9 protein-coding genes and 1 tRNA gene are annotated in these 11,436 nt (G+C 55.0%); 3 read left to right on the forward strand and 7 right to left on the reverse strand.

The features are described from left to right. Window positions 1-354: 354 nt before the first annotated feature. Complete coding sequence (locus B3R00_RS05770) at window positions 355-561, reverse strand: helix-turn-helix transcriptional regulator (protein WP_286997989.1); 207 nt, start codon at window positions 559-561, stop codon at window positions 355-357. A 307-nt stretch (window positions 562-868) separates the two neighbouring features. On the opposite strand from B3R00_RS05770, the gene B3R00_RS05775 reads away from it, so the two are divergent. Then, window positions 869-1,693 carry a hypothetical protein gene (locus B3R00_RS05775; RefSeq protein WP_286997991.1) on the forward strand — a complete coding sequence of 275 codons (825 nt, stop codon included), beginning with the start codon at window positions 869-871 and terminating at the stop codon, window positions 1,691-1,693. Window positions 1,694-2,293: 600 nt separating this feature from the next. On the opposite strand, the gene B3R00_RS05780 is transcribed toward B3R00_RS05775, so the two are convergent. After that, window positions 2,294-2,383, reverse strand: a tRNA-Ser gene (locus B3R00_RS05780). A 216-nt stretch (window positions 2,384-2,599) separates the two neighbouring features. On the opposite strand from B3R00_RS05780, the gene B3R00_RS05785 reads away from it, so the two are divergent. Continuing rightward, the gene (locus tag B3R00_RS05785; protein WP_286997992.1) at window positions 2,600-3,118 is read left to right on the forward strand and encodes an ankyrin repeat domain-containing protein; all 519 of its coding nucleotides are present in this window, start codon (window positions 2,600-2,602) and stop codon (window positions 3,116-3,118) included. A 255-nt stretch (window positions 3,119-3,373) separates the two neighbouring features. Here the strand turns inward: B3R00_RS05785 and B3R00_RS05790 are convergent, their stop codons facing one another. The 3 genes from B3R00_RS05790 to B3R00_RS05800 all read right to left on the reverse strand — a co-directional run bounded on the left by B3R00_RS05790 (window position 3,374) and on the right by B3R00_RS05800 (window position 6,295). Continuing rightward, entirely contained in the window at window positions 3,374-4,348 is a 975-nt protein-coding gene (locus tag B3R00_RS05790) for a Bug family tripartite tricarboxylate transporter substrate binding protein (RefSeq protein WP_286997993.1), read from the reverse strand. A gap of 304 nt (window positions 4,349-4,652) precedes the next feature. Beyond that, window positions 4,653-5,018 (reverse strand): cupin domain-containing protein, encoded by a 366-nt coding sequence (locus B3R00_RS05795; protein WP_286997995.1) that lies wholly within the window; start codon window positions 5,016-5,018, stop codon window positions 4,653-4,655. 248 nt (window positions 5,019-5,266) lie between these two features. Next, window positions 5,267-6,295 (reverse strand): ABC transporter substrate-binding protein, encoded by a 1,029-nt coding sequence (locus B3R00_RS05800; RefSeq protein ID WP_286997996.1) that lies wholly within the window; start codon window positions 6,293-6,295, stop codon window positions 5,267-5,269. A 134-nt stretch (window positions 6,296-6,429) separates the two neighbouring features. Between B3R00_RS05800 and B3R00_RS05805 the strand changes: the two genes are divergently transcribed. Next, window positions 6,430-7,083: a flavin reductase family protein gene (locus B3R00_RS05805; RefSeq protein WP_286997998.1), complete on the forward strand. Its 654-nt coding sequence runs from the start codon at window positions 6,430-6,432 to the stop codon at window positions 7,081-7,083. A gap of 231 nt (window positions 7,084-7,314) precedes the next feature. Here the strand turns inward: B3R00_RS05805 and B3R00_RS05810 are convergent, their stop codons facing one another. Together B3R00_RS05810 and B3R00_RS05815 are read right to left on the reverse strand one after the other, a co-directional pair. Next, window positions 7,315-9,612 carry an NADP-dependent malic enzyme gene (locus B3R00_RS05810; RefSeq protein ID WP_286997999.1) on the reverse strand — a complete coding sequence of 766 codons (2,298 nt, stop codon included), beginning with the start codon at window positions 9,610-9,612 and terminating at the stop codon, window positions 7,315-7,317. Between the two features lie 191 nt (window positions 9,613-9,803). After that, a complete protein-coding gene (locus B3R00_RS05815; RefSeq protein ID WP_219162514.1) occupies window positions 9,804-11,291 on the reverse strand; it encodes a nucleobase:cation symporter-2 family protein in 1,488 nt (495 codons plus the stop codon). Window positions 11,292-11,436 lie beyond the last annotated feature (145 nt).

Here is an 11,436-nt window from a genome sequence, read left to right on the forward strand (position 1 = left end):
TTGTAGATCCATTAGATGTTTGTCTTCTTCTCAAATCATCTACGAGTGCCTTTGGTTTTTTAACTTGAATCCTGACTGGCATCATGAAGTGGTATGCATTGCCATATGCATGATGCTTCACAAAAGACTGACCTGCTTTGCAAGTGAATGCTTGATATAGAGCTTTTGTCTAAGTCATTTATCTTTAAACAACCCCAGCTACCCCACCTCTATCTATACATATTCTCTATATACCTCTATCTATACATATTCTCTATATATAGCTACCCCTACACAATGATTTAATCGAAGGCTTGGATACACCAAGCCTTCAATTTTTAAATTGCTTTAATTCCTAAAAATTATTGATGTTTATTACTCTGGGAAAGTATTAATCTTAGATAATTCTCGTTCGTTTATACGCGCTGTAATCCATTGATCAACTTCGGCCTCAACCCATCCGACAGCTCGCTCTCCAAGAGCGATTGGCTGAGGGAATGTTTTAGCCTTAATGAACTTGTACAGCGATGTTTTGCCAAGCCCAGTTCTGTTTATAACCTCGTTGAGTCTAATGATACGCATGACCTGCTTTCGATGATTGTCGTCATCGGATGACCAGCACAGTTATTTTTTTCATTGGTCTAACCTGCTTGCACAAGTTGGTTGTACTAAGTAGACTCTTTGGGAAGCCTCTCTGTAACTGCTGAAATCAAAGGCTATCGCATCGCTTTCAGGCATGTAAGTTGGTAAAAACATAAGATTTACATGCTGCAAACAAAGTTGATTCATGAGCATTACGTGAAGCAAACGTCACCAAAATGCAACTATTTCATAAGCGCTTATGATTGGATGATTTGTGAAAAATGATAGACTGACAAGGTTTTTAGCTGTGTGCTTGAAGATTCAATTGAATTCAAGCGGTGCTAAGAAAGGTAATGAAATTTCTTTTTTGGAAAATGAAATAAGTAAAATAAAAACTAATGAAAATTATGATTTTAATGACTTGTACAATGACTATGAAAAGATAAAAATAAATACAGAAAATAATGAAATTATTTTTTCTAGCAAAAGAGGTTTATTGTTTTTATCTGCTTATTTAGAGAAAAAATTATCTGGATTAGATTACGTTCTATGGAAGCGATGCTTGGAAGATGTGTCGAGATATATTCCGGAAGGAATATTTGAAGATAAAGAGTATGAAATACTCAAATTGGAATTTTTTTATTATAAATTACTTGACGAAAAAAATGATATTTTACATATTGATCGTTTAATAAGAAAAGCACGAATTTGCTTTAAGCAAAGAATAAATGATAACTTTGATGTTAAATGGGCTCAGAAAATAGAAGGTGAAGATGTTAAATTAAAGATTAGTGTTGCGAACAATTTCCTTTTAAAATACCGATCTAATCCGATTAGTGATCTTTCAGAGCTTGTACTCAGAATGGATGTTATTTTTATAGAAGAAGGTGATTGCTATAGATATTTTAAAAGAATTGTTGATAGCTATAGAACAAAAAAATCAAAAAACAAAGTTGGTCTAGCCAAGTTCAATATGACAATTAAGTCATCTAATGCTGAATGGTTGCAGAATGTATCTGATTTTTATGGAATAAGTAGGTCTGATGTGATAAACCTGATAATAAGTCACCGCAAGGAGTTGAAGTTGGAGTCGTTCTTTGAGGAAAGAAAAAAAATGATGTTCCCAGAGTGAAGTGCTTCTTGGATGTCGGATCCCGGATGATTGGTTGCTGAAAAAAGCATCTGCTGCTTGCGCCAGGTGACAGGCTACATGTTTGGCGTTGCAGCAAGCTGGTGGTATGTGTATCAAGGTGCTGCAATGGTGCAGGTGTGAACTCTGTGCGTAAATAGTCTTGCCGCACATCGAAGCATGGCCATATACCAACATAGTTGGTGCTGCGATAGAGGTCGAACGAGCTGGGGGAAAACAGTAGGGGTTCGAGATGGTCAAGCACTCAAATGCAACCTAGTGGCGAAGCTACTGCCGTCATAAAGCACAAGCTTGCAGCAGGCGTGGGTATGAGTACGCGCTGGGTTGCTGTATTGGTGCAGCTTATGCTTGTGCGCTTGGGCCGCCTTCGGTCGGTAGTCGTGGTATCGGCGTGCTTTGATGTTGGGAGACTGGTCTTGACTTCGATTTGTGCAATAGCACATGGCTTCCTGCTTCGAAGACTTTGAGTACGTTCTAAAGAAAAAAGGCTGCACCTGTGAGGGTGCAGCCTTTGTTTTAAGTGGTACCTTATGTGGTACAGAAATCAAAAACTATTGTAAGTTGCTGATTTCATTATGAAGGTGGCGGAGGCTGTGAGATTCGAACTCACGGAAGGATCACTCCTTCGGCAGTTTTCAAGACTGCTGGTTTAAACCACTCACCCAAACCTCCGGAAGCTGCATATTCTACACATGGATTGGGAGCTATCTGGTCATCTGCGTGGGTATGTGACCTGGTTGCGGAGCCCTGCGCATGTAGAGCGAAGGAGATAGGTTTGTTTGATTTGAATTATTAAAATTTAAAAACCATAGCTAAAGATTAATTTCATACACTGGTTCGAGTGAAATGCGGGTTGTTCGCGCATGCAGATCTGAAAGGAAGCGATTGATGAGTGAAAACACCTCTGCTTTGGACGATGCAACCTTGGCATTCGCTGAACGTGTGTTTGATGCGGCGCGTCAGGGCGATGCGCCGCAGTTAGCGCTGTGGCTAGAAAATGGGCTGCCTGCAACGTTGCGCAATGCCAAGGGCGATAGTTTATTGATGCTGGCCAGCTACTACGGTCATAGAGCAGCGGCCAAGGTGCTATTGCAGCATGGTGCTGATGCGCAGATTCCGAATGGGCGTGGGCAAACACCTTTGGCAGGCGCTGCTTTTAAGGGTGATCTGGAGATGACGCGGTTGCTGCTGGATCACGGTGCACAGGTGGATGGCCCGTCGCCCGATGGCCGTACGCCGTTGATGTTTGCTGCGATGTTCAACCGCACGGATATTGTGGCGCTGCTGCTAGAGCGTGGCGCGCAGATTGACAGAGCGGATCACCAAGGCAACACGGCGTTGGCGTGCGCTGCGGCGATGAATGCGCACGACGCAGTGGCGTTGTTGCGGCAAAAAATGGTGAATTAGGTGCTGCTCTGTTTTCGAGAGCATCTTACGCAGACTAGGATTGATTTTTGCCAATAAAGTTGCTTTATGTACTGAAGGAGCATGCGCGAGCTGCTCATTTTTTATGGCTGGCGGGGTGGGTTGGAGGTGGTTTGTAGAGATTGGGCAGAGTAGCTTTTTCCGCAACCCCTCACGTGCATTAAAAAAGCCGCCTTCGCAAGAAGGCGGCTTGGATTTCAGCATGGCGTGCTGTGCTGCACGCGCTATGCGTCAGGCTTAATCGGCGGTCGCGCCTGAGGCTTTGACTGCTGCGCCCCATTTTTTGATGTCGGCATCAATCAGGGCGGTGAATTCAGTCGTGCTCAGACCATAGGCTTCGGCGCCCAGGTCAGAGATTTTCTTTTTCACGCTGTCTTGCGCCAGGATGTCACGCACATAGCCGTTCATGCGTTCGGCCAGTTCCTTGGGCAGATTTTTGGAGCCGATCATGCCGTACCAGGGTTCGACTTCAAAGTCGGTATAGCCCAGCTCGTGCAAGCTCTTGACGCCGGGGAACTTGGGCGATGCGTGCTTGCTGGTGATGGCCAGTGCCTTGAGCTTGCCGCCGTCGATCTGGGGCTTGAGGGGCACGGGGTTGTCGATGCCGTACTGCACCTCGTTGGCCATCAGCGCAATGATCAGCGGGGCCGAGCCCTTGTAGGGGATATGGGGCGACTTGGCCTTGATCTGCATGTGGAACATTTCCGCGATCATGTGCTGGGGCGAGCCCGCACCGGCCGAGCCGAAGTTCAGCTTGTCGGTCTTGATCTGCTTGACCAGCTCATCCACGCTGTTGATGCCAGAAGTCGCGCCTGTCACCAGCAGAAAGGGCGCCTTGGCGATGGGGGTGATGGGGGTCAGATCGGTCCTAGGGTTGTAGGGCACACTCTTGTACAGCGAGGGCGAGATCACCACAGGGCTGCTGGAGCCGACCAGGAAAGTGCCACCATCGGGTTTGGCGCGGCTGACGTAGGCCGTGGCGATGTTACCGTTGGCGCCGGGCTTGCTTTCCACGATCACAGCGGCGTCAATGCGCTTTTCCAGCTCCAGCGCCACGATGCGGGCCAGCATGTCGCTGGTGCCACCGGGTGCATAGGGTTGCACCAAGGTAATGGTCTTGACGGGCCAGGCGTCTTTGGCCTGTGCCAGTGTGGGCAGGCCTGCGGCAACGGTCAATACGGCGGTTGCAGCCAAAACGGTTCTACGGAACATATGCACTCCTTGTGATTTGCGCCACGGCATGGGTGAGGCAAAGTGATCGCGATGGCGATCCCAAACAGTGCATTCACTATTTGGGAATCGGTTGGAACCCTTAGATACTAACCCCCAGTCTTGAAAAAGAAAGAACCAAGAGAGCGCTCTAATCACAAATGGTGATGTGGATATTACGTAGAAATCGTTGTTTTTTTCAACGGGCGATTTCGTGTTTTGTAATATGAAAAATGTTGCGTTGCAGCATGATTTGAAAAGACTTTTTTCAGTGCCTTTGACGCCATGCCTTGCGCTGCCAATTTTTTTAGCGCTGGGTTTGCGCGATGAAAAAGACTTTTTTGACGCGTTCGTCCACTTCCCAGTGGCCAGCAAAACCTTCGGGCAAAACAAAGCTGTCGCCTGCACCAAAACGGTGGGTGGTGCCGTCGGGGTCAACGACTCGGCAACTGCCTTCCAGGATGTGGCAAAACTCCACATAGCCCGCGCAGTGCGAGCGGAACGCGCCGGCCGTGGCCTCCCAGACGCCGCTGCTGAGCTGACCGTGCTGCGCACTGAAGCTCTCCAGCGTTTGGTAGGTGGTGTTGCCGCGAATGGGGCGGCTGGGTTGGCCGTGCTTGGCGTGCGTGAGGTCTTGGGTTTCGATGCGAACGAGCTTGGGTGCAGCAGTCATGGTGGGTGGTGATATAGCAAAAAGAGGAGCTGTTAGCGCTTGTGTAGCCTGCATTTTGCGGTATTTGGGCGCTAGATCCAATGTAGGCAAGCGCAAACTGCTCTTATTTTGAGTGAATGGGGCAGGGCGCACGCCCCACACCTCACGCCCCACAATGCAGCGCAAAAAAAGGCCTGCACGGCTGCAGGCCTTGTCACTGTTGCCATGTCTTTCACGCCACATGACATGGCGGTGGGGCATGCGGTGGCTCAGCGCTTGGGCAGCACGTCCAATTCTGCCGCGCTGGGCAGAAAGCTGCCCTTCCACACGGCCTGGACGGGGATGGGGTGCTTGGTGGCGTAGGCCTTGGCGACCTGGTCGGCCATCAGCTGCAGGCGTGCGGGGTTGGGCTGGCCAAAGCCTTCTTTGCGCGCGCCTTCGCTGTCGATGGCGGTTTCGACGGTCAGCTTCAGGCGTTTGACTTCCAGCGGTGCATTGACCAGACCGTCCTTGGCCTTCATGGAGGCGATGGCCGCCTCGGGGTGAGCAATGCTTTCCTTGGCCCCCCTGGCGAAGGCCTTGAGGAAGGCGCGCACGGCCTCGGGCTTTTCGGCAATCAGCTTGGGGCTGGCGATGATGACGTTGCCGTACAGTTGCACGCCATGCGTGGCATAAGGCAGCACCACCACGTCCTCGCGCTTGACGCCGCGGGCTTCCAGGTTCAGCAGGCTGGTGAAGGTGTAGCCGGTCACGGCGTCCAGGTCGCCGCGCACCAGCATGGTCTCGCGCAGTGGTGGGTCCATGGTGGTCCACTGCACATCGCCTACGCCATTGGCCTGCGCAAAGATGGGGAAGGTGCGGCGGCCAGCGTCAAAAATCGGGGCACCCATCTTCTTGCCAGTCAGATCTTCCGCTTTGGTGATGCCGGACTTCTTCAGCGCCATCACTGAGGCCGGGGTGGTGTTGTAGATCACCATGACGGCCACGGGCTTGATAGGCGCGTCCGGGTTGTTGGCGTGGAATTCCATCAGCGCAGCCAGATCGGCAAAGCCCAGGTCGTGCGTGCCCGAGGCCACGCGCTGGATGGCGCCGGCGCCGCTGGCGGCCTCCACATTCACATCCAGACCGACGTCCTTGAAGTAGCCCTTTTGCTCCGGGTGCACGAACAGGGCGGCTGGGCCTTCGAAACGCCAGTCGAGCTGGAACTTCAAAGGCGTAGCCTGTGCGTGGGCGCTGGTCATGGCCGAGGTGGCCAGCAAGGCGGCGGCAGCAGTCTGCAGGAATTGGCGTTTGCGCATGGTTCAACACAATCAAAGGGTGGAAGGAGCACGGGTTCAGCAAGATCAATGCCCGGATTGCATACACAATTGGCATGCAAGTTGCGGCGTTCCGGGGCATAGGGCGCCGCATGGCGACAGAAACGGAAAGCTCCATGACCGAAATTGATTTCTCCACCCTCGGCGCGTACGAGCGCTACAAGCTCATGGCCAGCCTGATCGTGCCGCGGCCGATTGCCCTAGTGACCACGCTGGCCGCGGACGGCACGGTGAATGCCGCGCCGTTCAGCATGTTCAACATGGTGGGGGAAGATCCGCCGGTGGTCATGCTCAGCGTGAACAAGCTGCAGGACGGCCAGCTCAAAGACACGGCGGCGCACATCCTGCGCACCAAAGAGTTCGTGGTGCACCTGGCCGATGAACCGATCGCGGCCGCCATGCACCGCTGTGGGGACCGCCTGCCCGTGACCGAGAGCGAGCTGGCCTACACCGGCCTGCAGACCACGCCGTCCCAGACCGTGCAGGTGCCGCGCATTGCCGAGGTGCCCGTGGCCTTCGAGTGCGTGCTGCACGAGCTGATGGAAACCGACAGCCGCTACGTCTTCATCGGCCGCGTGCAGTGGCTGGCGGTGCGCGATGGCCTGGTAGACACCGCAACCTGGCGTGTGAAACTGCAGGACTACTTTCCCGTGGGCCGTTTTGGTGCCAGCTTCTACGTCACCTGCCGTGAGCGCTTTGCCATCGATGGGGATGCAGGCAAAGCCACCCCGCAGGCAGGTAGCGCCAGTACCGCGATTGATGAAATGTGAGCTAACGGCGCTGGATATATCGTCGTTTCAGATGGGTTTATCTGTGAAGTCAAGTATTCACAAGCGCTAGCTGCTACATAAATCAAAGCTTCTCAACGTCTCAACATGGCTTGCGCTGCTTCACCGCATCCAAGTGCAAAGCGCATCCCAGCGCATGAAAGTGCATGAAAAAAGCCCTTGGCAGGTGCCAAGGGCTTTGTACTTCAGCAGCGCGGTGAATCGCGCCGGGGCTTAGGCCTTGTGCGCAATCGCTTGCGCCGCCGACAGCGCGGTCATGTTGACGACGCGGCGCACGGTGGACGAGGGTGTCAACACATGGGCCGAGGCCGAGGCGCCCATCAAGATCGGGCCGATGGTGGTGCCGTGCGATGCCGTGGTCTTGAGCACGTTGAACAGAATGTTCGCCGCGTCCAGGTTGGGGCAGATCAGCACGTTGGCTTCGCCGTGCAGCGTGCTGTCCAGCAAGGTGCGCGCGCGCACCTTTTCGTCCAGCGCGGCGTCACCATGCATTTCGCCATCGCATTCGATGCCGGGGTTGGCAGCCGCGAACAGGTCGCGCGCGGCACGCATCTTCTTGGCAGATTTGCGGCTGGAGGAGCCGTAGTTGGAATGCGACAGGAAGGCCACCTTGGGTGGAATGCCAAAGCGCGCCACTTCGTCGGCCGCCATCTTGGCGATCTGGGCCAGCTCTTCGGCGGTGGGGTCTTCGTTGATGTAGGTGTCCGCGATGAAGAGGGTGCGGTCTTCCAGCAACAAGGCGTTCACAGTGGCCAAGCGGTCGGCACCCGCCTTGTGGCCCAGCACGGTCTCGATGTAGTCAAGGTGACGGTCAAAACGCCCCACCAATCCAGCCAGCATGGCATCGGCATCGCCGAGCTTGACCATCAAGGCCGCGATCAGGGTGTTGGAGCGGCGCACGGCAGACTTGGCAGTCTCGGGCGTCACGCCTTCGCGGCCCATCATGCGGTGGTAGGTTTCCCAGTACTGGCGGAAACGCGGGTCGTCTTCGGGGTTGCAGATTTCCACGTCTACACCGGGTTGCAGGCGCAGGCCGGCTTTTTCAATGCGCGCGAGGATCACGGCAGGGCGGCCAATCAAAATGGGCTTGGCCAAGCCTTCTTCCACCACCACTTGCACGGCACGCAGCACGCGCTCGTCTTCACCTTCGGCATAGGCCACGCGCTGCAGATTGCTCTTGGCGGCAGCAAACACGGGGCGCATGATCATGCTGGTTTGGTAGACAAAGCGGCTGAGGCTGTCACGGTAAGCGGCAATGTCTTCGATGGGGCGCATAGCCACGCCCGACTCTGCTGCAGCCTGGGCCACAGCGGGGGCGATACGCATGATCAAGCGGGTGTCGAAGGGCGTAGGGATCAGGTAGTCGGGGCCAAACTTCAGCTCCTTGCCCTGGTAGGCCGCAGCCACTTCGTCCGATACGTCTTGCTTTGCCAGCGCTGCGATTTCGCGCACGCAAGCGAGCTTCATGCTTTCCGTGATCTTGGAGGCGCCGCAATCGAGCGCGCCGCGGAAGATGTAGGGGAAGCACAGCACGTTGTTGACCTGGTTCGGGTAGTCCGAGCGGCCTGTAGCGATGATGCAGTCGGGGCGCACGGCCTTGGCCAGTTCAGGGCGAATTTCAGGCTCAGGGTTGGCCAGCGCCAAGATGATGGGGTTGGGCGCCATGGTCTTGACCATGTCTGCCGTCAGCACACCGGGGGCCGAGCAGCCCAGGAACACATCGGCGCCGTCTACCGCATCGGCCAGCGTGCGCTTGTCGGTGTCTTGTGCGTATTGCGCCTTGGAGGCGTCGAAACCACCGGGGCGGCCCTGGTAGATCACGCCCTTGGAGTCGCACACGAAAATGTTTTCGCGGCGCACACCCAAGCCCACCATCACGTTCAGGCAGGCAATGGCCGCAGCGCCAGCGCCAGAGACCGCCACCTTCACGTCTTCAATCTTTTTGTTCACCAGCTCCAGGCCGTTCAACAGGGCAGCGCTGGAAATGATGGCGGTGCCGTGCTGGTCGTCGTGGAAGACGGGAATGTTCATGCGCTTGGAGAGTTCTTGCTCAATGTAGAAGCATTCCGGCGCTTTGATGTCTTCCAGATTGATACCGCCCAGCGTGGGTTCCAGCGAGGCGATGATGTCGATCAGCTTGTCGGGATCGCGTTCGGCCAGTTCGATGTCGAACACGTCCACACCGGCAAACTTTTTGAACAGGCAACCCTTGCCTTCCATCACAGGCTTGGAAGCCAGTGGGCCGATATCACCCAGACCTAGCACCGCAGTGCCGTTGGTGATGACGCCCACCAAATTGCCACGCGAGGTGTACTCGGCGGCTTTGGAGGGGTCAGCCTCAATATCCAAGCAGGGGTAAGCCACGCCGGGGGAATAGGCCAGCGACAGGTCACGCTGGTTGGACAGGGGCTTGGTCGGGGTGACCGAAATCTTGCCCTTGTTAGGGCTAGCGTGGTACTCACGCGCAGCATCGCGCAGGGCTTGTTCAGCGGTGGACAGGGTTTGCGTCATACAAAAATCTGGTGAATCTGACTCGGCAAGCTAGGTGCTTGCTTACCTAGAGCTTACTCCAGGTCGTGTGTCTGCTATCAATGAACCTATGGTGCGCTGCAATATGCGTCACCGCATGCACAAACCCCGGCTGGATAGGCCGGGGCTGCGGGCGCCCAAATAAGCTGGGCGTGGAGCTAGGTCAGGATGCTTTAGTGCGCATCTGCCTGGCGCGCGGCATTGATAACGGCTTGGGTATCGCCACGTGCGCCATTGAAAAACACGTTCAGGAGCACCGCAGCAATCGAGGCCAAGAGGATACCGGATTCAATCAGAGGATGGATGGCGTGGGGCATCCACTGGCGGAAGTTGGGTGCCACCAGCGGGATCATGCCCACGCCGATGGACACCGCCACAATCATGGCGTTGTTGCGGTTGTCCTTGAAGTCCACCGTAGACAAGATGCGGATGCCGGTAGCAGCCACCATGCCAAACATCACCAGTCCAGCACCACCCAGCACGACGGTGGGCAAAGACTCAATCAGCATGGCCATTTTGGGCAGCACACCCAGCACGATCAAAATTACCCCACCTGCCACGCAGACCCAGCGGCTTTTGACGCCCGTGACCGCGACCAGCCCCACGTTCTGCGAGAAGCTGGTGTAGGGAAAGGTGTTGAAGATGCCGCCAATCAAGGTGCCCAAGCCATCGGTGCGCAGGCCGCGTGTCAGCTCGTTTTGGCTGATCGGTTTGCCGGTCATGTCAGATAGGGCCAGGAACATGCCGGTGGATTCAATCATCACCACCACCATGACCAGGGTCATGGTCAAGATGAGAATGGGGTCAAACACGGGCATGGCAATTTCAAAAGGCAGCACCAGGTTGAACCACTGGGCTTGTGCCACTTTGTGAAAGTCCATCAGACCCATGGCAGCGGTGATGATGCCGCCGACCAAAATCCCCAGCAGCACCGAAATATTGGCCAGGAAGCCCTTGCCAAAGCGCGCCACCAGCAAGATGGTAAGCAGCACGGCGGCAGAGATGCCAACCCCCGTCAGATCCGCGTATTTGGGGTTGGGGATGGTGGGCACCACGGCAAAGCCTTTGGGTACGGGCGGCAGAGAGGTGCCCGGCGCGCCCGCCATGGCCTGTGCCTCTGACAGCCACTTCAGGTGCTCGGGGTTGGGCACCGAGGGGGCGGTTGGGCCGACGGGGTTGCCAAAAATCCAGTTGATGCCCACGCGCATCAGGCTGATGCCGATGACGGTGATGATGGTGCCTGTGACCACCGGCGGGAAGAAACGCAGCAAGCGGCTAATGACCGGCGCAATCAGCATGGAGATCACCCCGGCACCGATGACCGAGCCAAAAATCAACCCGGCGCCTGCGTGGCCTCCGGTGCTTTGCGCCATGGACACCATGGGGCCGACGGCGGCAAAGGTTACGCCCATCATGACGGGGAGCTTGATACCAAACCACTGTGTGCAGCCCATGGCTTGAACCAGCGTGACCAGCCCGCAGACAAACAAGTCCGCAGAGATCAGCATGGCCACTTGTTCGGGCGGGAGGTTGAGCGCACGGCCCACGATCAGGGGCACAGCCACAGCGCCGGCGTACATCACCAAAACGTGCTGCAGGCCCAGCGCAGTCACGCGCCCTAAAGGTAGTTTTTCATCAACAGGATGCACATTGGTTTGCATGGGGGTCTTCCTTGGAATCCTTGATCTGTTTTGACAGAACGCAATGCACATCTTGCGCACAACGATCCATACAAAAAGTGTATACAAAGTAAGGTGAAAAGCGTTCCAAGAGAAACCCCCGATCTGCTCTTATTTCCTAGGGGTT

This window comes from Comamonas sp. UBA7840, from assembly GCF_002501455.1.
Lineage (GTDB): Bacteria > Pseudomonadota > Gammaproteobacteria > Burkholderiales > Burkholderiaceae_C > Comamonas > Comamonas jiangduensis.

What these genes read in the sequence shown, in the direction of transcription:
- B3R00_RS05770 (WP_286997989.1), bottom strand. Translation starts at nt 561, where the DNA reads ATGCGTATCATTAGACTCAACGAGGTTATAAACAGAACTGGGCTTGGC.
- B3R00_RS05785 (WP_286997992.1), top strand. Translation starts at nt 2,600, where the DNA reads ATGAGTGAAAACACCTCTGCTTTGGACGATGCAACCTTGGCATTCGCT.
- B3R00_RS05790 (WP_286997993.1), bottom strand. Translation starts at nt 4,348, where the DNA reads ATGTTCCGTAGAACCGTTTTGGCTGCAACCGCCGTATTGACCGTTGCC.
- B3R00_RS05795 (WP_286997995.1), bottom strand. Translation starts at nt 5,018, where the DNA reads ATGACTGCTGCACCCAAGCTCGTTCGCATCGAAACCCAAGACCTCACG.
- B3R00_RS05800 (WP_286997996.1), bottom strand. Translation starts at nt 6,295, where the DNA reads ATGCGCAAACGCCAATTCCTGCAGACTGCTGCCGCCGCCTTGCTGGCC.
- B3R00_RS05805 (WP_286997998.1), top strand. Translation starts at nt 6,430, where the DNA reads ATGACCGAAATTGATTTCTCCACCCTCGGCGCGTACGAGCGCTACAAG.
- B3R00_RS05810 (WP_286997999.1), bottom strand. Translation starts at nt 9,612, where the DNA reads ATGACGCAAACCCTGTCCACCGCTGAACAAGCCCTGCGCGATGCTGCG.
- B3R00_RS05815 (WP_219162514.1), bottom strand. Translation starts at nt 11,291, where the DNA reads ATGCAAACCAATGTGCATCCTGTTGATGAAAAACTACCTTTAGGGCGC.